The 26,560-nt window shown below is 72.7% G+C and carries 19 protein-coding genes, 1 pseudogene and 1 riboswitch; of the genes and pseudogenes, 14 read left to right on the top strand and 6 right to left on the bottom strand.

Features of this window, described 5'->3' with window-relative positions:
- Window positions 1-19: 19 nt before the first annotated feature.
- Entirely contained in the window at window positions 20-1,576 is a 1,557-nt protein-coding gene (locus VE546_RS17130; RefSeq protein WP_324923178.1) for an MFS transporter, read from the bottom strand.
- Between the two features lie 146 nt (window positions 1,577-1,722).
- On the opposite strand from VE546_RS17130, the gene VE546_RS17135 reads away from it, so the two are divergent.
- From VE546_RS17135 to VE546_RS17145, 3 genes are all read left to right on the top strand, one after another.
- On the top strand, window positions 1,723-2,340 hold the full coding sequence (locus VE546_RS17135; protein WP_324923180.1) for a TetR/AcrR family transcriptional regulator: 618 nt from the start codon (window positions 1,723-1,725) through the stop codon (window positions 2,338-2,340).
- Between the two features lie 57 nt (window positions 2,341-2,397).
- A complete protein-coding gene (locus VE546_RS17140) occupies window positions 2,398-3,075 on the top strand; it encodes a ribonuclease HII (protein WP_324923182.1) in 678 nt (225 codons plus the stop codon).
- Between the two features lie 89 nt (window positions 3,076-3,164).
- On the top strand, window positions 3,165-3,788 hold the full coding sequence (locus VE546_RS17145; protein ID WP_324923184.1) for a hypothetical protein: 624 nt from the start codon (window positions 3,165-3,167) through the stop codon (window positions 3,786-3,788).
- 42 nt (window positions 3,789-3,830) lie between these two features.
- On the opposite strand, the gene VE546_RS17150 is transcribed toward VE546_RS17145, so the two are convergent.
- Both VE546_RS17150 and VE546_RS17155 read right to left on the bottom strand, forming a co-directional pair.
- Window positions 3,831-4,406 carry a hypothetical protein gene (locus VE546_RS17150; RefSeq protein ID WP_324923185.1) on the bottom strand — a complete coding sequence of 192 codons (576 nt, stop codon included), beginning with the start codon at window positions 4,404-4,406 and terminating at the stop codon, window positions 3,831-3,833.
- A 187-nt stretch (window positions 4,407-4,593) separates the two neighbouring features.
- Complete coding sequence (locus VE546_RS17155; protein ID WP_324923187.1) at window positions 4,594-6,759, bottom strand: RecQ family ATP-dependent DNA helicase; 2,166 nt, start codon at window positions 6,757-6,759, stop codon at window positions 4,594-4,596.
- Between the two features lie 139 nt (window positions 6,760-6,898).
- Here VE546_RS17155 and VE546_RS17160 point away from each other — a divergent pair, with 139 nt between their 5' ends.
- From VE546_RS17160 to VE546_RS17175, 4 genes are all read left to right on the top strand, one after another.
- The gene (locus VE546_RS17160) at window positions 6,899-8,065 is read left to right on the top strand and encodes a DUF4192 domain-containing protein (protein ID WP_324923189.1); all 1,167 of its coding nucleotides are present in this window, start codon (window positions 6,899-6,901) and stop codon (window positions 8,063-8,065) included.
- 55 nt (window positions 8,066-8,120) lie between these two features.
- Window positions 8,121-8,876, top strand: a complete 756-nt coding sequence (locus tag VE546_RS17165) for an NUDIX hydrolase (protein ID WP_324923191.1) — start codon at window positions 8,121-8,123, stop codon at window positions 8,874-8,876.
- A gap of 201 nt (window positions 8,877-9,077) precedes the next feature.
- Entirely contained in the window at window positions 9,078-10,121 is a 1,044-nt protein-coding gene (locus VE546_RS17170; protein WP_324923193.1) for an FCD domain-containing protein, read from the top strand.
- 376 nt (window positions 10,122-10,497) lie between these two features.
- A complete protein-coding gene (locus tag VE546_RS17175) occupies window positions 10,498-12,072 on the top strand; it encodes an RNA polymerase sigma factor (RefSeq protein ID WP_324923195.1) in 1,575 nt (524 codons plus the stop codon).
- A 582-nt stretch (window positions 12,073-12,654) separates the two neighbouring features.
- Here the strand turns inward: VE546_RS17175 and VE546_RS17180 are convergent.
- Window positions 12,655-12,885 carry a DUF7455 domain-containing protein gene (locus tag VE546_RS17180; protein ID WP_324923197.1) on the bottom strand — a complete coding sequence of 77 codons (231 nt, stop codon included), beginning with the start codon at window positions 12,883-12,885 and terminating at the stop codon, window positions 12,655-12,657.
- 470 nt (window positions 12,886-13,355) lie between these two features.
- On the opposite strand from VE546_RS17180, the gene VE546_RS17185 reads away from it, so the two are divergent.
- The 3 genes and pseudogenes from VE546_RS17185 (at window position 13,356) to VE546_RS17195 (ending at window position 17,734) form a co-directional block, all read left to right on the top strand.
- Window positions 13,356-15,458 (top strand): DNA topoisomerase IV subunit B, encoded by a 2,103-nt coding sequence (locus VE546_RS17185; RefSeq protein WP_324923286.1) that lies wholly within the window; start codon window positions 13,356-13,358, stop codon window positions 15,456-15,458.
- A gap of 229 nt (window positions 15,459-15,687) precedes the next feature.
- Window positions 15,688-16,136 (top strand): annotated as a pseudogene (locus tag VE546_RS17190) (DUF485 domain-containing protein).
- The gene (locus VE546_RS17195) at window positions 16,133-17,734 is read left to right on the top strand and encodes a cation acetate symporter (RefSeq protein WP_324923201.1); all 1,602 of its coding nucleotides are present in this window, start codon (window positions 16,133-16,135) and stop codon (window positions 17,732-17,734) included. The pseudogene VE546_RS17190 and the gene VE546_RS17195 overlap by 4 nt, the downstream one beginning before the upstream one ends.
- 66 nt (window positions 17,735-17,800) lie before the next feature.
- Here the strand turns inward: VE546_RS17195 and VE546_RS17200 are convergent, their stop codons facing one another.
- On the bottom strand, window positions 17,801-18,715 hold the full coding sequence (locus tag VE546_RS17200) for a sucrase ferredoxin (protein ID WP_324923203.1): 915 nt from the start codon (window positions 18,713-18,715) through the stop codon (window positions 17,801-17,803).
- Between the two features lie 123 nt (window positions 18,716-18,838).
- On the opposite strand from VE546_RS17200, the gene VE546_RS17205 reads away from it, so the two are divergent.
- Both VE546_RS17205 and VE546_RS17210 read left to right on the top strand, forming a co-directional pair.
- Entirely contained in the window at window positions 18,839-19,885 is a 1,047-nt protein-coding gene (locus tag VE546_RS17205) for a GTP-binding protein (RefSeq protein ID WP_324923205.1), read from the top strand.
- A 400-nt stretch (window positions 19,886-20,285) separates the two neighbouring features.
- Complete coding sequence (locus VE546_RS17210) at window positions 20,286-20,642, top strand: hypothetical protein (protein WP_324923207.1); 357 nt, start codon at window positions 20,286-20,288, stop codon at window positions 20,640-20,642.
- Window positions 20,643-20,729: 87 nt separating this feature from the next.
- Here VE546_RS17210 and VE546_RS17215 read toward each other — a convergent pair whose 3' ends face one another.
- Window positions 20,730-23,174 (bottom strand): DNA topoisomerase IV subunit A, encoded by a 2,445-nt coding sequence (locus VE546_RS17215; RefSeq protein WP_324923209.1) that lies wholly within the window; start codon window positions 23,172-23,174, stop codon window positions 20,730-20,732.
- A gap of 226 nt (window positions 23,175-23,400) precedes the next feature.
- Here VE546_RS17215 and VE546_RS17220 point away from each other — a divergent pair, with 226 nt between their 5' ends.
- Both VE546_RS17220 and VE546_RS17225 read left to right on the top strand, forming a co-directional pair.
- Window positions 23,401-24,786, top strand: a complete 1,386-nt coding sequence (locus tag VE546_RS17220; RefSeq protein ID WP_324923211.1) for a pitrilysin family protein — start codon at window positions 23,401-23,403, stop codon at window positions 24,784-24,786.
- 35 nt (window positions 24,787-24,821) lie between these two features.
- The gene (locus tag VE546_RS17225; RefSeq protein ID WP_324923288.1) at window positions 24,822-26,189 is read left to right on the top strand and encodes a pitrilysin family protein; all 1,368 of its coding nucleotides are present in this window, start codon (window positions 24,822-24,824) and stop codon (window positions 26,187-26,189) included.
- Between the two features lie 201 nt (window positions 26,190-26,390).
- Window positions 26,391-26,558: riboswitch (cyclic di-AMP (ydaO/yuaA leader) on the top strand.
- Window positions 26,559-26,560 lie beyond the last annotated feature (2 nt).

Below are 26,560 nucleotides of genomic sequence, written 5' to 3' on the forward strand. Positions count from 1 at the left end.
CCCGTCCAACTCCCGGCGGTCAGACGGCGGGTCCTCCGGAGGGTGCCGTTCCGTTGAGAGCCTCCAGATCACTCCTGCGCACCCGTATCACCACCAGGGCGACGAGCAGGGCCAGCACGACCAGCGCGGTCGCCGCCACGAATGCGGTGGACATCCCCTGCGCCAGTACCGCATCCCCCCACCGGCCGGGCAACTCGTGCGTCCTGGCGAACTCGGCCTGCTGCTCCGGCGAGGCATCGGCCATGAAGCGGGGTATCTGCCGCTCGGCCTCATCGCGTCCGGCGGTGCCGAAGACGGTCATCAGGATGGACAGACCGAGTGAACCGCCCACCTGCTGGGTGGCGTTGAGCAGGCCGGAAGCCGCCCCCGCCTCGTGCTGTGCGACTCCGGAGACCGCCGTGAGCGTCAAGGTCACGAAGTTCAGCCCCATGCCGAAGCCGAAGAACAGCATCGGCACCAGGACACCGTCCAGATAGCCGCTGTCCTGGTCGGTGAAGGTCAGCCAGCCCATGCCGATGCCGGCCAGGAGGGAGCCGACCACCATGAACGGCTTGGGGCCGAGCGCGGGCAGCAGCCGCTGCGAGGTGCCCGCCCCCACCACGATGGCGACGGTCACCGGAAGGAAGGCGAGCCCCGCGGTGATCGGGGAGTATCCCAGTACGTCCTGCACGAACAGCACGATGAAGAAGAACATCCCGAACATCGCAGCGGCGAGGCTCAGCATGATCAGGTACGTGCCCGAACGGTTCCGGTCGGCGAACATCCGCAGGGGCGTGATCGGATCGGTGACGCGGGACTCGTTCAGGGCGAACACGGCCAGCAGCGCCGCGGCGGCGCCGAAGGCGGCAAGGGTGATCCCGTCGCTCCAGCCCTCCTCGGCAGCCCGGACGAAGCCGTAGACCAGGGAGGCCATGCCGACGGTGGAGGTCAGCGCGCCGGTGATGTCGAAGCGGCCTGGACGGCGCTGCGACTCCGAGACGTACCGGGGCGCGAGCGCCACGATCAGCAGGCCGATGGGAACGTTGACGAACATCACCCAGCGCCAGCTCAGCCACTCGGTGAGCATGCCCCCGGCCAGCAGGCCGACGGCACCGCCGCCCGCCGAGACGGCCGCGAACACCCCGAACGCGCGGTTGCGTTCGGGCCCCTCCGGGAAGGTGGTGGCCACGAGGGCCAGGGCGGTGGGCGAGGCGATCGCGCCGCCCGCGCCCTGCAGGGCCCGCGCCACGAGCAACTGCCAGGGCTCCTGCGCCAGCCCGCCCAGCAGGGAGGCGAGGACGAAGAGCAGGACACCGGTCATGAACACCCGTCGCCGGCCCAGGACGTCACCGGCCCTGCCGCCGAGCAGCAGCAGACCGCCGAAGGTGAGGGTGTAGGAGGTGACCACCCAGGACAGGCCCGTGGTCGAGAAGCCGAGCGCTTCCCTGACATGGGGAAGCGCGATGTTCACGATGGTGGCGTCCAGCACCACCATGAGCTGGCAGGCGGCGATCACGAACAGCGCGACGCCGCGCCGTGTCCGCCGCCCCGGAGCTTGCGTTTCTTTCCGGTCAGTGACCAACTGAGAGGTCGCCACGCGTGAATCCCCCGTTCAAGGAATAGTGAACGCGACCGTTCACTGTTCATCACCCTAGTGAGACCCGGATAGAGAACGCAAGCGTTCACTGGAGATTGCGTCGGCGGGCAGGCCGGCGGACGACGAGCACCAACGGAGAGACGGACATGGCCACTTCGCGCAACACCGGCACGGGCGCACCGGGCGTACGCCGCCGCGGCACCGAACTGGAGCGCGCGATCCTCGACGCGACGCTCGAGCAACTGGGCAGTGTCGGATGGACGGGGCTGACCATGGAGGGGGTCGCCGCCCGGGCCCGCACCGGCAAGGCGGCCGTCTACCGCCGCTGGCCCTCCAAGGCCGATCTGGTGGCCGACGCCCTGCGGAGCGGGCTGCCGACCCCGGAGGAGCCGCCGGACTGCGGCAGCCTGCGCGAGGACCTGATCCAGTTGTGCGAGCGGCTGCGCGCGGCGATGTACTCCTCGTCCGGCTGCGCGCTGCGGGCCGTCATCGACGAGTGCGACCGGACCGAGGCCGAGCGCTTCGTGGAGATCATCGTCGGCAGGGTGGTGGAGCCGGGGAAGCGGATGATCGGCGAGGTGGTGCGGCGCGGCATCGCACGCGGTGAGGTCCGTGCCGACGCCACCGGAGACCTCGTCGTGGACGTGGTGCCGGCCCTGATGATGTACCGGCACAAGGTCACCGGGGCTCCGCTGGAGCGGTCGGACGTCGTCGGGATCGTCGACCAGGTGATGGTGCCGCTGCTCAGGCCGCGCACCGGCTGAGGCGTACCCGGGCCCGTGGAGCGTGCCCGGGACGGGGGGCGTACCCTGGCTGACGCCATGCCGTACGAGCCTCCCACCCACCGCGTCGAACGCTCCCTGCGAGCCACCACCGGAGCGAAGGTCGTAGCCGGAGTCGACGAGGTCGGCCGCGGTGCCTGGGCCGGCCCCGTCACCGTCTGCGCCGCGATCACCGGGCTGCGCCGACCCCCCGAGGGGCTCACGGATTCCAAGCTCATCAACCCCGGGCGACGCGCCGAACTCGCCGAGCGGCTCGCCGACTGGGCCACCGCCCACGCCCTGGGGCACGCCTCCCCCCGGGAGATCGACGAGCTGGGCATGACGGCCGCGCTCCGGCTCGCGGCCGTGCGGGCCCTGGAGGCGCTGCCCGTCCGCCCCGACGCGGTCATCCTCGACGGCAAGCACGACTACCTGGGAGGGCCCTGGCGGGTCCGCACGGTGATCAAGGGCGACCAGTCGTGCGTCGCGGTGGCCGCCGCCTCCGTGATCGCCAAGGTGCACCGCGACGCGCTCATGGCGCGACTGGGCGACGAGCACGCCGACTTCCGCTTCGACCGCAACGCCGGCTACCCCTCGCCCGAGCACCGCGCCGCCCTGGCGGAGCTGGGGCCCACTCCCCACCACCGGCTGTCGTGGTCGTACCTGGACGCGCTTCCGCGCTGGCGCCACCTGAAGCGGACGCGCGTCGAGCGAACCGAGCAAATCGGCCTCTTCTGAACCGAAAACGCATCAAAGTGCCTTAGAAATCGCACCTTTTTCCGAACCCGCTGACGCGTCCCGCGTCGGCATTTGGTAGACATCAGCCCATGCCGCACAGCTCCGAGGAGCCCAAGATCCACCCGAATGTCCCCGGCCCCCGCAACGCGGCGGGTACTGCCCGGGCCCACGAGGTTCCCCGTCCCGCCGCACCCGTTCCCGGCCCCCGGCCCGGCCCCCGGCCGATGCCGCCGCGGGCGGACCACAGCCGTCCCGTTCCCGGCAGGCCCGCACCGGTGCGCGCCGCGACGCCCCCGCAGCAGGCGGCGGGACGGACCGGGGCGCAGGCGAAGCCGACCCCGCAGATCCACCTCGTCGAGGCCGTCGAAGCCGCCGCGGTCGAAGCCGCGGACGAGACCGTCGACAAGCTGCTCGACGAGGGCTGCTCACCCTCCGACGTGCTGGTGCTCACCACCGGCGACCTGCACCCCTGGGCCCAGCACGAAATCTCCTTCGGAGAGGACGCCTACTGGCGCCAGCAGGCCGAGGGGGAGGACGTCTTCTACGCCCACGCGTCGGCCGCCGACCGCACCACCGCCCGCCCGGTCGTGGTGCTCGTCGTCAACGGCGGTACGGACGAGCAGGCCGCCCGGGCACTGCCCGCCGCCCTCTCCAGGGCGGGCTCGCGACTGATCGTCTGCGGGGATCCGCAGCGACTGCGCAACCTGCTCTGACACGCCGCGGCACACCCCGTACGCCGCCGCGCGTCCGGCGGGTCAGCGGGGCGCGGCACGGTGCGGCGCCCCGGGCGCCGCGTCGCCCGCCCGTCCGCTCCGGGCGGTGGAACCGAGGGACGGCCGACGGCCGCCGCGGTCCTCGCCGAACACCTGCCACCCGGTACGGGTCAGGGTGATGTAGGCGCCGCACCGCAGGCCGTGGAGGGTGCAGGCGTCGCGCAGCCCCCACATCCACGCGCCGTCCTCCTCCGTCCAGCCGGGCCCGTCCTCCCGGCAGGACAGCAGGACGGCGGTGCGCACCGGCCTGCGGCGGCGCAGGTCGTGCGGGACGACCCTGCGCAGCAGGGACAGCAGGACGTTGCGGCATTCCCAGCCGTCGGAACCGGAGCCGTTCCGGACGAACGACGCGCTCGCGACGAGCCGTTCGTCCGGGTCGAGCACCGCGACGACGCTGGTGGCCGGGCCGGGCCGGTGACGGGTGTGCAGGCCGGTGACGACCTCGCGGGGGCTGCGGAGCAGGGGGATTCCGGCGGCGGCCCACTCGGCGGGTTCGAGGGCGCGGCCGAGGCGGGACGAGGTGTCGGCGGGCGGCGGCGAGGCGAAGCCGAAGGTCATGGTCCTCCCTGCCGTCCTTCGTCCGTGGGCCGCCCCAATTCTCACCGGCGCGATCGGCCGCGGGCAATGGAAGATCCGATGCCGTGGATCATGCCGGGCCGCCGCCGTCCCGGTTTCCCGGTCCGCCCCGGCTCACCCCCCGCCCGGGACCGCGCCACGGCCCCGGGACGTCCGGCCGGCCGGACCGTCATCCCTGCACCGCGAGAACCAGCGGCAGCACTCCTTCCGCACCGGCACGGCGCAGCAGCCGCGCGGCCACGGCCAGGGTCCAGCCGGTCTCCGTGAAATCGTCCACCAGCAGCACCGGTCCGCCGCGGGCGGCGATCGCCTCCGCCAGCGGTCCGGGCACGGTCAGCGCCCCGTGCAGCGCCCTGAGCCGCTGAGCGCTGTTGCTGCGCGGCGCACGGGCGGCCACCGCTTCGTCGGCGTACCGCACGGTGCCCAGCAGCGGTATCCGGCCGACTGCCGCGATCCGTTCCCCGAGCGACTGGATCAGCTGCGGCCTGGACCGGGAGTCGACCGTCACCACCCCCACCGGCCGGGCCGGGGCTCCCTCACCCCCGAAAGCCCATCCGCCCGGCCCCTTCGCCCAGTCGGCGAGCACCGTGACCACGGCATCGGCCACGTCGTCCGGTACCGGTCCGTCCGCCGACTGCGGTCCGAGCAACTGGCGCAGCCGGTTGCTCCAGCCGATGTCGGAGAGTCGGCCGAGCGCCCTGCCGGGAGCGGCCTGTTCGTCCGGCGGGATGCGGCCCTTGAGGTCCAGCCCGATCGCGGGCAGTCCCGTCGGCCACATCCTGCGGGGTTCCACCTCCACGCCGGGGCGCCCCAGTTCGACCCGGGCGGCCTCCAGGGACGCCGGGTCGACTCCGGTGCCGAAGCGCGGTCCCGCGCAGTTGTCGCAGCGTCCGCAGGAGGCCGCCTCCTCGTCGTCCAACTGCCGCCGCAGGAACTCCATCCGGCACCCGGAGGTGGCGGCGTACTCCCGCATCGCGCGCTGCTCGGCCTCCCGCTGCCGCGCCACCCAGGCGTACCGCTCCGCGTCGTAGGACCACGGCGCGCCGGTGGCGACCCAGCCGCCGCGCACCCGCCGCACCGCCCCGTCCACGTCGAGCACCTTGAGCATCATCTCCAGCCGCGAACGGCGCAGCTCCACCAGGGGCTCCAGGGCGGGCAGCGACATCGGCCGGTCGGCCGCCGCCAGCACCTCCAGCGTGCGGCGCACCTGCTCCTCGGGCGGGAAGGCCAGGGACGCGAAGTACCGCCAGATCGCCTCGTCCTCCGGGCCGGGCATCAGCAGCACCTCGGCGTGCTCCACACCGCGTCCGGCCCGGCCCACCTGCTGGTAGTAGGCGATGGGGGAGGAGGGGGAGCCGAGGTGGACGACGAAGCCGAGATCCGGCTTGTCGAACCCCATGCCCAGCGCGGAGGTGGCCACCAGTGCCTTGACGCGGTTGCCGAGCAGGTCCGCCTCCGCAGCCTCCCGGTCGGCGTTCTCGGTCCTCCCGGTGTAGGAGGAGACCGCGTGGCCGCGCCGGCGCAGGAATCCCGCCACCTCCTCGGCCGCCGACACCGTCAGCGTGTAGACGATCCCCGAGCCCGGCAGTTCGCCGAGGTGACTGTCGAGCCAGGCCAGCCGGTGCGCCGCGTCCGGCAGGTGCAGCACCCCCAGCCGGAGGCTCTCGCGGTCCAGGGGGCCGCGCAGGACGAGTGCGTCCGCCGCCTCTCCGCCCGTGCCCAACTGCTCGGCCACGTCGGCCGTCACCCGGGCGTTGGCCGTCGCGGTGGTGGCGAGCACCGGAACACCCCGCGGCAGCTCGGCGAGCATCGTCCGCAGCCGCCGGTAGTCGGGCCGGAAGTCGTGGCCCCAGTCGGAGATGCAGTGCGCCTCGTCGACCACCAGCAGGCCGGTGGTGGCGGCGAGCTTCGGCAGCACGTGATCGCGGAAGTCGGGGTTGTTGAGCCGTTCCGGGCTCACCAGCAGCACGTCGACCCCGCCCGCGGCCACCTCGGCGTGGACGGCCTCCCACTCCTCGGTGTTCGCGGAGTTGATCGTGCGGGCGTGGATGCCCGCCCGTTCCGCGGCCTCGACCTGGTTGCGCATCAGCGCCAGCAGCGGGGAGACGATCACGGTCGGTCCGCTGCCGCGCTCGCGCAGTAGCGCGGTCGCGACGAAGTACACCGCCGACTTGCCCCAGCCGGTGCGCTGCACCACCAGGGTCCGCCGGCGCTCCACCACCAGGGCCTCGACGGCCCGCCACTGGTCCGCGCGCAGCCGCGCCCCGCCGGTGGCGTCACCGACGAGGCGGGACAGCACGGCATCGGCCTCGGCGCGCAGGTTCTCCTCGCTCATGCGTCCATGCAACCCGATCGCACCGACACCGCGCGAACGGGCTGGGGATAACCCGGCACTCGTATGATCGATATGACTATTGGTGTCGCCTGTGGACAACGACGCGCGGGACCGCGTCCGTCCGCGCCACTGTCGGGGCATGACACAGCACAGCGAACCAGCCCGGCAGCCGTCCACCACCCGGGTCACCCTGCGCGGCCCGGCCGAACTGATCGACTCGCTTCCGTACCTGCTCGGCTACCACCCCGACGACTCCATCGTCCTGGTCGGCCTCCACGGTCCGAACGGCCGCTTCGGCGGCCGGCTCCGGGTGGGCATCCCCGCCCGGGAAGAGGGATGGCCCGACATCGCCGAGCAGCTCGCCGACTGCCTGCGCGGCAGCAGTTCCGCGCGCGGCGACCGCCCCGACGGAGCCCTCGTCTTCCTCTGCCAGGACCCGGCCGACGGCGGGAGCGGCCGAGCCGTCATGGAGCGGCTCAGGCCCCTGGCCCAGCGGCTGCGAACAGCCTGCGGGGCACTGGACATGCCGGTGTACGAGGCACTGTGCGTCTCCGGCGGGCGGTACTGGTCCTACTGCTGCCCCGGCAGCGGCTGCTGCCCGGCCGACGGCACCCCGGTGGGCGTTCCCGGCACCTCGGTCATGGCGGCGGCGGCCACGTACGCAGGGGTGCGGGTGGAGGGCTCCTTGAAGGAATTGACGGCCAGGCTCGCACCGCTCGGTCCGCCGGTCGCGGAACCGCAGGAACTGGCACTCGACCTCGCCGGCACGGCCCTGGTGCCCCGGATGCTCGGTGAGGTGGACCGGCAGACCGTACGCGCCGAGACCCTCGCGCTCGCCCAGCGGCTGCTCGACCGCTACCGCGCCGCACCCACCGCGGACCTGCGGGCGGGCCGGGCCCGGGCCGACGCCCGGGACGACGGCCTCCTCTCCCACGAGGAGGCCGCCACCTTGATCCTCGGTCTCCAGGACCGGGTCGCCCGGGACTGGGCCGCGGAGTGGATGGAGGGCGCGGACGCCGCGCCCGCGCTCCGGCTGTGGCGGGCGCTGGCCCGGCGATGTGTCGGCGCCTACGCCGAACACGCCGCCGCTCCGCTCACCCTGGCCGGATGGGTCGCCTGGGCCAGCGGCGACGAGCCCGGTGCGCGCGTGGCGCTGGGCCGTGCGCTGGACCTCGACCCGGAGTACGTCTTCGCACGACTGCTGCACAGCGCGTGCAACAGCGGACTCGACCCCGAACCGCTGAGGCAGTGCCTGCGTCGGCAGCGGGCCGAACGCACCTCCAGGGCCGCGACGGCCCGCAACTGACGGCGGAGCGACGGATGTCTCCGTTTATCGTCAGGCAGACGACTATGATCACGTCATGCCCTACGACCCGTCGGCCTTTCCGCCTTTCGCCGTCACCGTCGACCTGGTCGTGCTCACGGTGCGCAGGCATGCGCTGTGCGCACTGGTCGTACGCCGGGGCGAGCCGCCGTACCAGGGGCAGTGGGCGCTGCCCGGGGGTTTCGTGCGCGTCGACGAAGGCCTGGAGGCCGCGGCCGCCCGGGAACTCACCGAAGAGACCGGGTTGCGCGTGCAGGATCCGGACGGCCGGCACGCGGGCGCCCACCTCGAACAGCTCGCGACCTACGGCGATCCGCAGCGGGATCCGCGGATGCGGGTGGTCAGCGTCGCCTACCTGGTGCTCGCCCCCGATCTGCCCTCCCCCACCGCCGGCGGTGACGCGCACAGCGTCCGCTGGGCTCCGGTGGACACCCTGCTGGCTCCCGGTGACGGCGCGGACCGGGACGGCGAGCGGACCGTGCCGCTCGCCTTCGATCACGGCCGGATCCTCGCGGACGGGGTGGAGCGCGCACGGTCGAAGATCGAGTACTCCTCGCTCGCCACCGCTTTCTGCCCACCGGAGTTCACGGTGGGGGAACTGCGGCGGGTCTACGAGGCGGTGTGGGGTGTCGCGCTCGATCCGCGGAACTTCCACCGCAAGGTCACCGGCACTCCCGGCTTCCTGGTGCCGACCGGTGGCACGACGACGCGTCAGGGCGGGCGGCCCGCTCAGCTCTTCCGGGCCGGTGGGGCCACCTTGTTGAACCCGCCGATGCTGCGCCCGGAGATCTGAGGAAACCGGAACACCGGGGAACGGGGCCGAGTTCCGGCGTCCCGGTGTCCCGCCTCCGCCGTGCCGCGTGCCTCACCGGCCGGCCGCCCCGCCGCGCGCCTGGTCCGGCGGTCCGCGCCAACTGCCGTGCGTGCCCGGTCGAAAGAGCTCTTCTTTCCGATAAGGCGTCAATTATGCAGAGGTCGCCGATCACCCTTTCGTGTGCTTTTCACCAAAGCCCTCAAGGCCGTCCGGAGCACCGCCGACAAAGGATGCGTGACTACCCTTGCGCACACCATGATGACCTCGGCCCGCTCCACCGGCTCCGGCCTCGCCGGTCCGGGCGAGCCGGACCGTTACGCCTACGCCGAGTCGACCGGCGCGGCCCGTGTCACCAGCGTCCCCGCCTGGGACGGCGGCGAGTCGGACATGGCCCGGGCCGGACGCCGTGCCGCCGGAAACCGGGGGCGCGGGCTGCACGGCCAACTCGTGCAGCAGCTGGGCCAGATGATCGTTTCCGGCGACCTCGGCGCCGACCGTCCCCTCGTCCCGGAGGAGATCGGCCAGCGCTTCGAGGTCTCCCGCACCGTCGTCCGCGAGTCGTTGCGGGTCCTTGAGGCCAAGGGCCTGGTCAGCGCCCGCCCCAACGTCGGTACCCGGGTCCGCCCGGTCAGTGACTGGAACCTGCTCGACCCCGACATCATCGAGTGGCGTGCCTTCGGACCGCAGCGCGAGGACCAGCGTCGTGAGCTGTGCGAACTGCGTTGGGCCATCGAGCCCCTCGCGGCCCGGCTCGCCGCCGAACACGGCCGCGACGAGACCCAGCAGCGCCTCGCCGACATGGTCGAGATCATGGACCACACGCTCGCCCAGGGGGACACCCTGACGTTCTCCCGTGCGGACGCCGAGTTCCACGCCCTGCTGCTGCAGGCCGGGGACAACCGGATGCTGGAGCACCTCTCCGGCATCGTCGCCGCCGCCCTCCAGGTCTCGGGAGCGCCGACCGTCGGCTGCGAGCGTCCCACCGAGGCGTCGGTGGCCCAGCACCGCAGGATCGCCGAGGCCGTCGCCTCCGGCGAGGCCGCCACCGCCGAGAGCGCGGTGCGCCAACTGCTCGCGATCTCCTCCGAGGCGCCCGTTCCCGCGACCTCCGGCGCGCCGACTCCGGCGGGCCCCGCCTCCCCGGCCACCGCCTCCGCCCCGTCCGACGCCCCGGGGACGGGCGGAGCCTCCGACCGTGTGGTGCCCCCTCCGCGCGAGCACTGACCGCCGGCACCGCCCATGCCCCGCGCGCTGTCGCCGGACCCCGCCCCGGGCGGGATCCGGCGACAGCGTCCGGTCCCGTGATCCACTTCTGCCGCACCTGCCGTACCGGGCACACATCCCGGGGATACATCACGTAAAAGGCGATCTGGCCGTGTATGTCCTGTGACTCGGGACACTCGAATTAGGCGTAACGCTTCGCGCGGCAGCGCGATGACTCAAGAGGTGGCAGCCGCTGGGGGAATTGCGACGCCGTGTCCGGCGCTGTACTTCTTCCAGGGCTCCGCCCGAGCCGCCGGTCATCCCCGCCGGGGCTTGCAGGTTCCGGATCCTTCGTGGGCGGGGCCGAAGCCGTTTCCATCGTTCCGAGAGGTTGTTCGTGTCGGCCAGCACATCCCGTACGCTCCCTGCGGAGATCGCCGAGTCCGCGTCTGTGATGGCGCTCATTGAGCGGGGAAAGGCCGAGGGGCAGATCGCCGGCGACGATGTGCGTCGGGCCTTCGAGGCTGACCAGATTCCGCCGACCCAGTGGAAGAGCGTCCTGCGCAGCCTCAACCAGATCCTCGACGAGGAGGGGGTGACGCTGATGGTGAGTGCCGCAGAGGCACCCAAGCGCACCCGCAAGAGCGTCGCAGCGAAGACCTCGGCCAAGCGCACCGCCACCAGGACGGTCACCGCGAAGAAGGCCACCGTCAGGAAGACCGCCGCCACCAAGGCGGAGAGCCCGGCCGGAGACCCGGAGGAGGCCGCGGAGGAGAGCTCGGCGAAGCCCGCCAAGAAGACGGCGGCGAAGAAGGCGGCCGCGAAGAAGACCACCGCCAAGAAGACGGCGGCCAAGAAGACGGCCGCGAAGAAGACCACCGCCAAGAAGTCCGTCGTCGACGATCTGCTCGACGGTGACGAGGAACTCCTCGACGATCCCTCGCTCAAGGACGCCAAGGTCGGTGCCGACGACCCCGTGGCCGACGCCAAGGGCGACGAGGGATTCGTCCTGTCCGACGAGGACGAGGACGACGCCCCCGCCCAGCAGGTCGCCGCCGCGGGCGCCACCGCCGACCCGGTCAAGGACTACCTCAAGCAGATCGGCAAGGTCCCCCTGCTCAACGCCGAGCAGGAGGTGGAGCTGGCCAAGCGCATCGAGGCCGGTCTCTTCGCCGAGGACAAGCTCGCCAACAGCGACAAGCTCGCCCCCAAGCTCAAGCGCGAGCTGGAGATCATCGCCGAGGACGGCCGCCGGGCCAAGAACCACCTCCTGGAGGCCAACCTCCGTCTGGTGGTCTCCCTGGCCAAGCGCTACACCGGCCGCGGCATGCTCTTCCTGGACCTGATCCAGGAGGGCAACCTGGGTCTGATCCGTGCCGTCGAGAAGTTCGACTACACCAAGGGCTACAAGTTCTCGACCTACGCGACCTGGTGGATCCGCCAGGCCATCACCCGCGCCATGGCCGACCAGGCCCGCACCATCCGCATCCCGGTGCACATGGTCGAGGTGATCAACAAGCTCGCGCGCGTCCAGCGCCAGATGCTCCAGGACCTGGGCCGCGAGCCCACCCCGGAGGAACTGGCCAAGGAGCTCGACATGACCCCCGAGAAGGTCGTCGAGGTCCAGAAGTACGGCCGGGAGCCGATCTCCCTGCACACCCCGCTGGGCGAGGACGGCGACAGCGAGTTCGGCGACCTCATCGAGGACTCCGAGGCGGTCGTCCCGGCCGACGCGGTCAGCTTCACACTCCTGCAGGAGCAGCTCCACTCCGTTCTCGACACGCTCAGCGAGCGCGAGGCGGGCGTGGTCTCCATGCGCTTCGGGCTCACCGACGGCCAGCCCAAGACGCTGGACGAGATCGGCAAGGTCTACGGCGTGACCCGTGAGCGGATCCGCCAGATCGAGTCCAAGACGATGTCCAAGCTGCGCCACCCGTCCCGCTCGCAGGTGCTGCGCGACTACCTCGACTGATCGGATCGTCCGGCGGCGCCTCATGGGCGCCGCCCAGACCGAAGGCCGGTGCCCCCGTGCTGGGGGCACCGGCCTTCGGCGATCGCGGGGAAGCACCCTCTTCCGGATGCGGATGCCGCCCTCATGGCCCACGCTGAGTGGGAGAGGACGGGGTAGCGCGGCCGGAAAGAAGTGCCCCGGCGCGGGGCGCGGACGACCGCGGCCTGCGACGAGGAGCGGAGCGGCGGCGGCCGGAGGGCCATCCGCGGGTTCCGGCTGCTCACGGTCGGTGTGCGGCGGCAGGCGGATGCGCACGGTGGTGACGAGGAGTGGTGACGGGGAGGTGTGGGAGTCGCGCGGCAGGGGTGCGGAAGGAAGGGACGAGGGAGGACGGCCCGTAGGCGCCGAAGGACCGGAAGGAAGACGGCGGGACGGAGCCGCCGATGTCCTTGTCCGCTGTTGCCCAAGGGGTCCGAGGGCTCCGAGCGGCAACGGGGACGGGCGGCCACTCCCGGTGGGAGTGACCGCCCGTCGCGTCCGGCCTGAGCCGGTCCGAGCTCGTCGGATGGGGACGCAGTTGCCGCCGGGTCGGCGGGTCAGTCGTCAGCGCTCATTGCCGCCCGCGTTCGCGGGGGTGGCGTTGAGTCGTTCGGTCTCGTCCTGTATCTCCGCGGCGATCTTCTTGAGCTCCGGCTGGAACTTCCGGCCGTGGTGGGCGCAGAACAGCAGCTCTCCACCGCTGAGGAGCACAACACGCAGATACGCCTGGGCGCCGCAGCGATCGCAGCGGTCAGCGGCCGTCAGCGGGCTCGCGGGGGTCAGAACAGTAGTCACGTCGCCTCTTCTCTAGCTCGACGAGCTGTCGTACCAGGGTCAACATCCAACCAGGCCGAAAACGTTCCCGCTCGTGGCTTTTCCTCGAAAAATCTCTCTGTGAGGTGGCTGACTGTTGCCGGGTTGGCGGCGAATGAGCCGTTTGCAGAGATTAGTTGATCTTCGCCGTCTTCATGTTGTCTGTTCGGTTGTCTCCTCCGGCGCCGGCCTCCCGGTCTGTTCCTGAGGACGTGCCCGGAGCCTAGATGGTTCATGCCCGAAAGGGAACGTGATGTACACGTCACCCGGACGAGTTATCGAACACATGGTCGACACTGGGTTACCATAGGCCTTCTCCTGGGTGGCGTCACCTCGGCTCTCCTGGGCCTCGGTACCCTCTGACCCGCAAGACAGCCATCCCCAGCGAAATTCAGCGAGGAGCGAACCGCGTGACCGCCGAGACTCCCCTGGCCTCCGGCAGGGGGACCCCCATGCCGTCCACCGCCCTGTTGACGGGGGCGGACCGCGACGGTTCCAACTACACCGCGCGGCACCTGCTCGTCCTCGAAGGGCTGGAGGCGGTGCGCAAGCGGCCGGGCATGTACATCGGCTCCACCGACAGCCGCGGCCTGATGCACTGCCTCTGGGAGATCATCGACAACTCCGTCGACGAGGCCCTCGGAGGGCACTGCGACCACATCGAGGTGATCCTCCACGAGGACGGCTCGGTCGAGGTGCAGGACAACGGCCGCGGCATCCCCGTCGACGTCGAGCCCAAGACGGGCCTGTCGGGCGTCGAGGTGGTGATGACCAAGCTGCACGCCGGCGGCAAGTTCGGCGGCGGCTCGTACGCGGCATCCGGCGGTCTCCACGGCGTCGGCGCGTCCGTCGTCAACGCGCTGTCCGCCCGGCTCGACGTCGAGGTCGACCGCGACGGCCGCACCCACTCCATCAGCTTCCGGCGCGGTGTTCCCGGCATCTTCACCGAGTCCGGTCCGGACGCCCCCTTCGACCCGGCGAGCGGTCTGCGCAAGGGCAAGAAGATCCCCAAGAGCCGCACCGGCACCAGAGTCCGGTACTGGGCCGACCGGCAGATCTTCCTCAAGGACGCCAAGCTCTCCCTGGAGAACCTGCACGCCCGGGCCCGCCAGACGGCCTTCCTCGTGCCCGGCCTGACGATCGTCGTGCGCGACGAGCGCGGGATCGACGGCGCTCCGCCCGCCAAGGAGGTCTTCCACTACGAGGGCGGCATCAGCGAGTTCTGCGAGTACCTCGCCCAGGACCGGCCGATCTGCGACGTGCTGCGCCTGACGGGCCAGGGCACCTTCAAGGAGACCGTCCCGGTCCTGGACGAGCGCGGCCACATGATCCCCACCGAGGTCACCCGCGAGCTGGGCGTCGACGTCGCGCTGCGGTGGGGGACGGGGTACGACTCCACGGTCAGGTCGTTCGTCAACATCATCGCCACCCCCAAGGGAGGCACCCACGTCGCCGGCTTCGAGCGGGCGGTCACCCGGACCGTGAACGAGGTGCTGCGCTCCACCAAGCTGCTGCGCGTCGCCGAGGACGACATCGTCAAGGACGACGCCCTGGAGGGCCTGACGGCGGTCGTGACCGTACGGCTGGCCGAGCCCCAGTTCGAGGGGCAGACCAAGGAGGTGCTGGGCACCTCGGCGGCCTCCCGGATCGTCGCCCAGGTCGTCTCCAAGGAGCTCAAGGCGTTCCTGACCTCCACCAAGCGCGACGCCAAGCAGCAGGCCCGCGCGGTGCTGGAGAAGGTCGTCGCCGCGGCCCGCACCCGGATCGCCGCCCGCCAGCACAAGGAGGCCCAGCGCCGCAAGACCGCGCTGGAGTCCTCCTCGCTCCCGGCCAAGCTCGCCGACTGCCGCAGCGACGACGTGGAGCGCAGCGAGCTGTTCATCGTCGAGGGCGACTCGGCGCTGGGCACCGCCAAGCTCGCCCGGAACTCGGAGTTCCAGGCGCTGCTGCCGATCCGCGGCAAGATCCTCAACGTCCAGAAGTCGTCCGTCTCCGACATGCTGAAGAACGCCGAGTGCGGCGCGATCATCCAGGTCATAGGAGCGGGCTCCGGACGGACCTTCGACATCGACCAGGCGCGCTACGGCAAGGTGATCTTCCTCGCCGACGCCGACGTCGACGGGGCGCACATCCGCTGCCTGCTGCTGACGCTCTTCCAGCGCTACATGCGGCCGATGGTCGAGCAGGGCCGCGTCTTCTCGGCGGTGCCGCCGCTGCACCGGATCGAGCTGGTCAACCCCAAGCGGGGGCAGAGCAAGTACATCTACACCTACTCCGACAACGAGCTGCGCCAGACCCTGCTGGAACTCCGGCACGCCGGGATCCGCTACAAGGACTCCGTGCAGCGCTACAAGGGCCTGGGCGAGATGGACGCCGACCAGCTCGCGGAGACGACGATGGACCCGCGCCACCGCACGCTGCGACGGATCAACATCAGCGACCTGGAGGCCGCGGAGAAGACGTTCGACCTGCTGATGGGCAACGAGGTCGCGCCGCGCAAGGAGTTCATCACCACCTCGGCGGCGACGCTGGACCGCTCCCGGATCGACGTCTGACCCGCGGCCGGCCTCCGGCCGGTGCCTCGCCGTCCGCGCCTCCGCCCCGGACCGCCCGGGGCGGAGGCCGCTTCCCTCCCCGGGCCTCCCGGGCCCCAGGACCCTCGGGGCTCCGGAGCCCTCCGTGCCGCTCCCGGGACGCCTCCCGGAATCTGCGAATCATCGCCTGAAAGGGTGAAGAGTCCGGATTGGTCCGGCTCGGGTTCCGCGGACCTGCCCATCCTGGGGCATGCGGATCGACGACCCCTGGTACGACACCCTCGCCTCCGGCCGCGGCGGACGGCACGACGAGTGCGCGCCGCCCGCCTCGCCGTCCACCGCAGCGCCGCCTTCCAGGAGGTGCGCCGCCGCCACCGCCGCTTCGTCCTGCCCGCCGGCGCCGTCTTCCTGGCCTGGTACCTGGCATACGTGGTCATCGCCACCGCCGCGCCCGGTCTGATGGGCCGCCCGCTGGGCGGCGGGCCGTTCACGGTGGGGGTGCTCGCCGGACTCACCCAGTTCGCCACGGCCTTCCTGCTGGCCTGGGCGTACGCCCGGCACGCGCGGCTGCACCGGGACAGGACGGCGTTCGAGCTGCGCTGGCACGCCCAGGACCTGGCCCGTACGGCGGACGGAGGCGACGGCGGAGGCCACGAGGACCGTGGGGATCGCAGGGACCGCGGGGGGCCGGTCCGGTGACCGGCGGCCACCGGGCACTGACACTGCTGCTGCTCTGCGCCCTCGTCGTGACCACCCTGATGATCACGCACCGGGCGAGCCGCGGACGCCACGGTTCGCCGGAGGAGTTCTACGCGGGCGGACGGCAGTTCTCCCCGGCGGGGAACGGTTTCGCCATCGCCGGCGACTACCTGTCCGCCGCCTCCTTCCTCGGGGTCGCCGGACTGATCGCCCTGTACGGCTACGACGGAATGCTCCACTCCGTCGGCTTCCTCGCCGCCTGGCCGATCGTCCTCCTCCTCGTCGCCGAGCTCGTCCGCAACTGCGGCCGGTTCACCCTCGCCGACGTGGTCGCCGCCCGGATGAGCGAGCCCCCGGTCCGGATCGCCGTGGGCATCTCGTCCGTCACCGTCTCGGTCCTCTACCTCGTCGCCCAGATGGCCGGCGCGGGCAGTCTGGTCGCGCTCCTCCTCGGCGACACCGGCCCCGCCGTCCGTGCCTGCGCTATCGCCGGGATCGGCGCGCTCATGATCGTCCACGTCGCGCGCGGGGGCATGCGCGCGACCACCTGGATCCAGATCGTCACGGCCGTCCTGCTCCTGGCGGGCGCCGGCGCGCTCACCGTGCTGGTGCTGCTGCGCCACGGCGGCGACCTGGGCGCCCTGGCGGCCACCGCGGCCGAACGCAGCGGCCACGGCTCCGGCTTCCTCGCCCCCGGACTGCGGTACGGCCACGACTGGACGGCGCGGCTGGACCTCCTCAGCCTCGGCCTGGCGCTCGTCCTGGGCACCGCCGGGCTGCCGCACGTCCTGGCCCGCTTCCTCACCGTGCCCACCGCACGCGCCGCACGGCTCTCCGCGGTGTGGGCGATCGGGCTGATCGGCGGGTTCTGCCTGATGACGGTCGTGCTCGGCCTCGGCGCCGCGGCCCTGGTCGGCCCGGACGCCGTACGCGCCGCCGACCCCTCCGGGAACACCGCCCTCCCGCTGCTCGCCCTCGACCTGGGCGGCGGGGCCGGTTCGGCCGGGGGAGCCGTGCTGTTCGCGGTGGTCGCCGCGGTCGCCCTCGCCGCCGTCTTGGCGGTGGTCGCGGGCGTCACCCTGGCCTCCTCGGCCGCCGTCGCCCACGACCTGTACGCCTCGCTCACCCGCCGCCACCGCCGGGGCCGGCCGCCCCGCGGCGAGGTCGCGGTCGCCAGGGTGGCCGCGACGCTCATCGGCGCGGTCGCTATCGCCCTGGGGATCCTCGCCCAGGACCTGAACGTGGCCTTCCTCGCCGGACTCGCCTTCGCGGCCGCCGCCTCCGCCCATCTCCCCGTGCTGCTGTACACCCTCTTCTGGCGCCGCTTCACCGCCCGCGGCGCCCTGTGGTCGGTCTGCGGCGGCCTCGCCCCCGCCGTCGTCCTGGTGGTGCTCTCCCCGGTCGTCTCCGGTGGTCCGCGGGCGCTGTTCCCGGAGTGGGACTTCGCCCTCTTCCCCCTCCAGAACCCGGCTCTGGTCTCCGTCCCGCTGGGCTTCCTGGCGGGCTGGCTGGGCACCCTCCTGTCTCCCGGGGCCCCGGACGGGACCAGGCACGCCGAGACCGAGGTCCGGGCGCTGACGGGCGCGGGCGCGGCGTGAGGCCGAGGGGTTCCGCCGGCCCTCCGCCGGGCCGCCGGGGCTTCCCGGATGCCTCCGCGGGAGCCTTCAGGAGCCCGCTCGGAGCGGGACGACCGCCGTGGCCGCCACCCGGGGCTGGGGCGCGGGGGCGGCGCCGCAACTGGCGGGCAGGGGCGGTGCGGCGGTGTCCTCGGTGACCGTGACGCGCCAGGCACGGCCGTCGCGGTGGGCCACCGTGACGGTCCACACCGGAGCGGCACCGTCCGTCTCCGCGACGGTCAGGGCGTCGGCGCCCGTCTCGCCCGTCAGCTCCCGGACCGCCAGGTCGGCCGCCTGGCCCGGGCGGCTCCAGGCGGAACGGCCCCGGCAGCCGTCGGTGACGATCCGGCCGCGGCGCAGCCCGTCCAGGACGCCCTTGACGGCGTGCCCGCCCAGCCTGCCGTACGCATAGCCGTACGGCAGCGTCAGCAGCGTGGGGGCGAAGCGGTGGCCGCCGAGGTGGGTGGTCTCCCACACCTCCCCGGCGCCGGAGGCGGCGAGTTCGGTGGCCAGCGGACGGCCGAGCAGGGCGCAGCAGCGGTCGCGCCTGCCGTTGGTGCACACCAGCGCCAGGGGATCGCCGTCGTACGGTTCCCACAGTCCGCCGTGGTCCCCCGCGCCGAGGGCGGCCATGTCCAGGTCCCGCAGCTCCTGCGGGTCGGAGAGCAGGCCGGTGCGCACCCAGGAGCGGCCGGGGAGGGTGTGGGCCAGGTAGGCCCGGCGGCGGACGGGGCGGTGGCGGTCCGGGTGCCGGCCGGGGCGGCGGATCAGCGCGACGCGCACACCGGTGCCGTCGGCGGCCCGCTCCAGGGCGCGGCCGAGGGCGGGGCCGAGACGGCTGTGGGTGAGGGCCTTGGCGCCCCACGGCCCCGGCTGTTCGACGAACAGCCAGGTCCGGGCCGTCGCGGCGGTGGCCGCGAGCGGTTCGGACAGCGACCGGGAGGCAGCCGAACAGATGCTCACACAGGCGAGCCTAACCTCTTGCGTCCCGGGAGGTTCCGGGCGGCGCCCGAACGGGGGCGGGCCGTCCACTACGATCGGCAGCCGTCCCGGTACGGCTGCCACCCGCACGATGGAGGCGCGAGCTTGATCAGGAAGCGGATCCCGGTCATCGTCCTGGCGGGTTTCCTGGGATCGGGGAAGACCACCCTGCTCAACCACCTCCTCTCCCACAGCGGAGGGAGCCGCATCGGCGTGATCGTCAACGACTTCGGCAGCATCGAGATCGACGCCATGGCGGTGGCCGGGCAGGTCGACTCGATGGTCTCCCTGGGCAACGGCTGCCTGTGCTGCGCGGTCGACACCAGCGACCTGGACGAGATGCTGGCCAGGCTGGCGCGTCCCTCGGCGCGCATCGACGTCATCGTCGTCGAGGCCAGCGGCCTGGCCGAGCCGGAGACCCTGATCCGGATGATCCTCGCCGGTACCGAGGACCGCGTCGTCTACGGCGGGCTGGTCGAGGTCGTCGACGCCGCCGAGTTCGAGGCCACCCGGGCCAGGCATCCGGAGATCGAACGGCACGTGGCCATGGCGGACCTGGTGGTGCTCAACAAGGCCGACCGCGTCGGGGACGCCGAACGGCAGGCCCTGGCGGACGAGCTGCGGCGGCTGGGCGGAGGCACGCCCGTCGTCTGCGCCACCCACGGGCGGATCGACCCGGAACTGCTCTTCGACCGGCGCTCCGGGGAGGATCGGGAGGAGTCCGTACGGCAACTGTCCTTCGAGGACGTGCGGGCCGAACTCCGCGACGGCGGCCACGACGAGCACGGCGACCATCTGCACGCCGCCTACGAGAGCGTGGAGTTCACCGCCCACGAGCCCGTGGACCCGCGCCGGTTCATGGCCTTCCTCGACGGCAGGCCCGACGGCCTGTACCGCATCAAGGGCTTCGTGTACTTCGGCGTGCCGGGCCACCGGCAGAAGTTCGAACTGCACGCCGTCGGGCGCTTCCTGCGCTTCACGCCCCGGCCGTGGAGGCGCGGCGAGCCGCGCGTGACACAGCTCGTGCTGATCGGCTCCGGCATCGACGCCGGAGCCGTCCGCAAGGAGCTGGCTGCCTGCGCGGGGAACGGCTCCCCGGAGGACGCCGGGCCCGACAGCATGTGGGGCGTCCTGCGCTACGCCCGTCCCTGACGACCCGGGCCCGCAAAGCCCCGGCCTGACGCCCCGGAACGCCTGAGGAGGGGTCAGCGGCACGCGGTCCACGGGGCGGTACGGGCCTTCCGGAGCACGACCGCCACCGCGCCGGAGTCGTCGCGCGGACCGACCCGCCGAGGGCCGCCGTCACGGACGCGGACCCGACGGTTCCGGTGCCCGCCCGGCCCCGGCTGGAACCCCGGCCGGCGGCCGCGGCACCTCGGCGACGGACACCGCCGGGCCGAGGAGATCGTGCGCCCCCGGTCGCCCGCCCCCTTCCCGACGGACGGCTGCGCGACCTGCCGTCCCGTGCCGCGGGTTCCGGGCGCGCCGCTTCCCGCACGAGACGGTCGTCCACCGGGCGGACGCGGTCCTGGCCGTCGGCGCGGAGTTCACCGTGGACGAGCAGGCGGCCGTCGACGCCCTGGACGAGCGGAGGGAACTCGGCTCGCTGCCGCGGATGTCCGAGGTCCGTCCCGGGAGGCGCGAGCTGCTCGGCCCCGGCCGCACCCTCCGCCTCCAGGCCACCGGCACCGCACCGGAGGCGGCGGAGTGGCGGATGGACCCCACCGGCGACGCCCTCGCCCGGTGCCGCGCGGGAGGGGAGGCCGCCGTCACCCCGCGCGGCCCGTTCACCGGCCCGCTGCCGGCCGTCCCCGGCGGCGGCCGGTCCGCGGCGGGGCGCCGGGGACGTCGAGGTCTCCGGGGACGAAGGGCTGCCCGGCCTCCGGCCGGAGGGGCCGGCTCCGGGTGACCGGGGCGTCGCGCGTCCGCCCGGCCGCGGAGCGCGGCCGGGCGGACGGGAAACGGAGCCGGAACCGTCCGGTGCGGCGGGAGGCCGTCACACCGGGCCGGCGACCGCCGAGACCTGCTTGGCCAGCGGGGTGCCCGAGCCGTCGCGGCGCGGATCCACCTCGGGCAGCTCGACCGGCGAGCCCTTGGCGTCCGCCGCGCGGGCGGGGGCGGGACCGGCCCAGGCGAACGCGAGGCAGTCCTCGCCCTTGAGGAAGCGCTGGCAGCGCACCCCGCCCGTCGCCCGGCCCTTGCGCGGGTACTGGTCGAACGGCGTCAGCTTGGCCGTGCCCATCGAGTCCAGCGTGCCGTGCGAGCCCGCGACGGTGAAGACCACCGCGTCGGAGGCCGGGTCGACGGCGGTGAAGGAGATCACCTTCGCGCCCTGGCCCAGCTTGATGCCCGCCACACCGCCCGCCGGGCGGCCCTGCGGGCGTACCTGCCCGGCGGGGAAGCGCAGTAGCTGCGCCTCGTCGGTGATGAAGACCAAGTCCTCCTCGCCCGTGCGCAGTTCCACCGCGCCGACGATCCGGTCGCCCTCCTTGAGGGTGATGACCTCCAGCTCGTCCTTGGTGACGGGGTAGTCCGGCACCACCCGCTTGACCACGCCCTGTTCGGTGCCGAGCGCCAGGCCCGGCGAGGACTCGTCCAGGGTGGTGAGGCAGACCAGTTCCTCGCCCTCCCGCAGGGACAGGAACTCGGTGAACCGCGCGCCGCCCGCCAGGTTGGGCGGGGAGTTCTCCGGAAGCTGGGGCAGGTCGATGACGGACAGTCGCAGCAGGCGCCCGGCCGAGGTCACCGCGCCCACCTCGCCACGGGCCGTCGCGGGGACGGCCGAGACGATCACGTCGTGCTTGCGGCGCTTGGCGTCGGAGTCGAAGACGGGCTCGCCGTTGGCGGTGCGGGCCAGCAGGCCGGTGGAGGACAGCAGCACCCGGCACGGGTCGTCGGCGACCTGGAGCGGGACGGCCGCCGCCGGGACGTCCGCCGACTCCAGCAGCCGGGTGCGGCGCGGGGTGCCGTACTTCTTGGCGACCGCGGCCAGCTCCGAGGAGACCAGCTTCCGCAGGGCCGCGTCCGACTCCAGGATGTCGGTCAGCTCCTGGATCTCGGCGTTCAGCCGGTCGCGCTCGGCCTCCAGCTCCAGCCGGTCGAACTTCGTCAGGCGGCGCAGCGGCGTGTCGAGGATGTACTGCGTCTGGACCTCGGACAGGCCGAAGCGGGCCATCAGCGACTCCTTGGCCTGCGCGGCGTTCTCGCTGGACCGGATGATCCTGATGACCTCGTCGATGTCGGCCAGCGCCACCAGCAGGCCCTCGACCAGGTGCAGCCGGTCCCGCCGCTTGCTGCGCCGGAACTCGCTGCGCCGCCGCACCACGGAGAAGCGGTGGTCGACGTAGACCTCCAGCAGCTCCTTCAGGCCCAGCGTCAGCGGCTGGCCGTCGACCAGGGCCACGTTGTTGATGCCGAAGGACTCCTCCATCGGCGTCAGCTTGTAGAGCTGCTCCAGCACGGCCTCGGGGTTGAAGCCGTTCTTGATCTCGATGACCAGGCGCAGCCCGTGCTGGCGGTCGGTGAGGTCCTTGACGTCGGCGATGCCCTGGATCTTCTTGCCGTTGATCAGGTCCTTGATCTTGGAGACGACCTTCTCCGGGCCGACGTTGAAGGGCAGCTCGGTGATGACCAGGCCCTTGCGCCGCGCGGTCACGTTCTCCACGGAGACCGTGGCGCGGATCTTGAAGGTGCCGCGGCCCTTGGCGTACGCGTCCCTGATGCCCTCCAGCCCGACGATCTGGCCGCCCGTGGGCAGGTCCGGACCGGGCACGAAGCGCATCAGCGTCTCCAGGTCCGCGCCGGGGTGCTTGATCAGGTGCCGGGCGGCGGCGATCACCTCGCCCAGGTTGTGCGGGGGCATGTTGGTGGCCATGCCGACCGCGATCCCCGAGGAGCCGTTGACCAGCAGGTTCGGGTAGGCCGACGGCAGCACGGCGGGCTCGGACTCGCTGCCGTCGTAGTTGGGCGCGAAGTCGACGGTGTCCTCGTCGATCGACTCGACCATCAGCCCGGCCGCCGGGGCGGACCGGCACTCGGTGTACCGCATCGCCGCGGGCGGGTCGTCGTTGCCCAGGGAGCCGAAGTTGCCGTGCCCGTCCACCAGCGGCAGCCGCATCGAGAACGGCTGAGCCATGCGCACCAGCGCGTCGTAGATGGCGGTGTCGCCGTGCGGGTGGAGCTTGCCCATCACCTCGCCGACGACGCGCGCGCACTTGACGTACGGGCGCTCGGGCCGCAGGCCCATCTCGTGCATCTGGTACAGGATCCGCCGGTGCACCGGCTTGAGGCCGTCGCGCGCGTCGGGCAGGGCGCGCGAGTAGATGACCGAGTAGGCGTACTCCAGGAAGGAGCCCTGCATCTCGTCGACGACGTCGATGTCGAGGATGCGCTCCTCGAAGTCTCCCCCGGGGGGCGGGGTCTTCGTGCTGCGGCGGGCCATCGCGGCTGCGACTCCTTCGTGCGTCCTGCTTCTCGGTGGTGCGGGCTGTGTCGCCCCCGCCGGGCGGGGAACGGACGCTGACCATTGTGGACCTCGGCTCTGACAGCCGGATCCCCGCCCCGAACCGTACGGGAACTTCGCGCTTTGTCGGGTCGCTTGCATACAGTGACCACACACGCGTTGTCAGACGCGGTCCGCGATCGCGATCGGAAGGGACTCCCTGCCCATGGGTCACACGTCCACGCCTCCGCCCACCGCCGGCGGCCTGACAGCGACCGAGCACCGGCTGTCCAACGGCCTGCGCGTGGTGCTCTCCGAGGACCACCTGACGCCGGTCGCCGCGGTGTGCCTCTGGTACGACGTCGGTTCCCGCCACGAGGTCGAGGGCCGCACCGGCCTGGCGCACCTCTTCGAGCACCTGATGTTCCAGGGGTCGGCCCAGGTGAAGGGGAACGGCCACTTCGAACTGGTGCAGAACGCGGGCGGGTCGCTGAACGGCACCACCAGCTTCGAGCGCACCAACTACTTCGAGACCATGCCCGCCCACCAGCTGGAACTGGCGCTGTGGCTGGAGGCCGACCGCATGGGGTCGCTGCTGGCCGCCCTGGACGAGGAGTCCATGGAGAACCAGCGCGACGTGGTGAAGAACGAGCGCCGCCAGCGGTACGACAACGTGCCCTACGGCACGGCCTTCGAGAAGCTGACGGCGATGGTCTACCCCGAGGGCCACCCGTACCACCACACCCCGATCGGGTCGATGGCCGACCTGGACGCCGCCTCCCTGGAGGACGCGCGGGACTTCTTCCGCACCTACTACGCGCCGAACAACGCCGTGCTGGCGGTCGTCGGCGACATCGACCCGGAACAGACGCTCGCCTGGATCGAGAAGTACTTCGGGTCCATCCCCGCCCACGACGCCAAGCGGCCGCCGCGCGACGGCACGCTGCCGGACGTCATCGGCGAGGAGCTGAGGCAGGTCGTGCGCGAGGAGGTGCCCTCCCGGGCGCTGATGGCCGCCTACCGGCTGCCGCACGACGGCACCCGCGAGGCGGACGCCGCCGACCTGGCGCTGACCGTGCTCGGCGGCGGCGAGTCCTCCCGCCTCCACAACCGCCTGGTCCGCCGCGACCGCACCGCCGTCACCGCCGGCTTCGGCATGCTGCGGCTCGCGGGCGCGCCCTCGATGGGGTGGCTGGACGTCAAGGCGTCCGGTGACGCCGAGGTCGCCGCCATCGAGGCGGCCGTGGACGAGGAACTGGCCCGCTTCGCCGCCGAGGGGCCGACCCCGGCGGAGATGGAGCGCGCCCAGGCCCTGCTGGAGCGCGAGTGGCTGGACCGGCTGGCCACGGTCGGCGGCCGCGCCGACGAGCTGTGCCGGTACGCCGTGCTGTTCGGCGACCCCCAGCTCGCCCTGACCGCGGTGGACCGCGTGCTGCAGGTCACCGCCGACGAGGTGCGGGAGGTGGCCGCCGCCCGGCTGCGTCCCGACAACCGCGCGGTGCTGGTCTACGAGCCCACCGAGACCACCGCCCCCGACATCGCGGCCGATGTCGCCGACGGCGCCACCGTCTCCGACTCCGCCACCAACGACGACCAGGAGGCCGCTCAGTGAGCGACGCCACTCCCCAGCCCGCGAACGGCGTTTCCATGGAGTTCCACCCCCAGCCCCGCGGCGGGCAGCCCAGGCCGTGGGCGTTCCCGGCCCCCGAGCGCGGCGAGCTGTCCAACGGGCTGACGGTGCTGCGCTGCCACCGTCCCGGCCAGAAGGTCGTCGCCGTCGAGGTCAACCTCCCCGCGCCGCTGGACGCCGAGCCCAGGGAGCAGGAGGGCGTGGCCGCGATCATGGCCCGCGCCTTCAGCGAGGGCACCGACAAGCTGAGCGCCGAGGAGTTCGCCGCCGAACTGGAGCGCTGCGGCGCCACCCTGGACGCGCACGCCGACCACCCCGGCGTGCGGGTCTCGCTGGAGGTCCCCGCCTCCCGGCTGACCAAGGCGCTGGGCCTGCTCGCCGACGCGCTGCGTGCTCCCGCCTTCCCGGACGGTGAGATCGAGCGGCTGGTGCGCAACCGCCTGGACGAGATCCCGCACGAGCTGGCCAACCCCGCCCGCCGGGCGGCCATCGCGCTGTCCGGCGAGCTGTTCCCGGGGCACTCCCGGCTCTCCCGTCCCCGCCAGGGCGTCCAGGAGACCATCGAGCGCATCGACGCCGCGGCGGTGCGCGCCTTCTACGAGGCGCACGTGCGGCCCGCGACCGCCACGGCCGTGGTGGTCGGCGACTTCACCGGCGTGGACCTGGACAAGGCCCTCGCCGAAACCCTGGGCGCCTGGAACGGTTCCGCCGCCGAGCCCCGGCCGGTGCCGCCGATCACCGCGGACGACACCGGCCGGGTGGTCATCGTGGACCGTCCCGGCGCGGTGCAGACGCAACTGCTCATCGGCCGGACCGGCCCCGACCGGCACGACCGCGTGTGGCCCGCCCAGGTGCTCGGCACGTACTGCCTGGGCGGCACGCTGACCTCCCGCCTGGACCGGGTGCTGCGCGAGGAGAAGGGCTACACCTACGGCGTGCGCGCCTTCGCCCAGGTGCTGCGCTCGGCCCCCGACGGCACCGGCGCGTCGCTCCTGGCCATCAACGGCTCGGTGGCCACCGATGTGACGGGGCCCGCACTGGCCGACCTCTGGCAGGTGCTGCGCACCCTGGCCGCGGAGGGGCTCACCGACGCGGAGCGCGACGCCGCCGTGCAGAACCTGGTGGGCGTCGCCCCGCTGCGGTACGAGACGGCGGCGGCCGTGGCCGGCACCCTCGCCGACCAGGTGGAACAGCACCTCCCCGACGACTACCAGGCGCGGCTGTACGCCCGCCTCGCCGAGACCGGGACGGTGGAGGCGACGGCGGCGGTCGTCGCGGCCTTCCCGGCGGACCGGCTGGTGACGGTGCTGGTGGGAGACGCCTCGCAGATCGCCGACCCGGTACGGGAACTGGGGATCGGAGAGGTGACGGTCGTCACGGACTGACGGCTCCGGCGCTTCCCCAACGACGAAGGCCCTTGGTGTGGTTGTCACACCAAGGGCCTTCGTTATGTCCGTTTTTGGAGCCTTCTGGCGGAAGTTTGTGTGGCATGGGCGACAAATAGCCTGATTTGTTTGCCCACTCAAGCGTGTCCGTTTAGCGTCGGTCCGGTCGGCCGTCGGAAGCATCCGCGACCACGGCCGACGGCAGGCGAATCGCCGAGTCCCCCACCAGGGGGAGCCGGGGACCCACCACCCTCCGCCTCCAGTGCGCGAGGGGTCCATCTCACCGGGGTGAATCGAGCCATGCGCTCGTAGGAGACCTTCCTGCTCCGAACCCGTCAGCTAACCCGGTAGGCGACAAGGAAGGAAAGGAG

The organism is Streptomyces sp. (assembly GCF_035644915.1).
GTDB lineage: Bacteria > Actinomycetota > Actinomycetes > Streptomycetales > Streptomycetaceae > Streptomyces.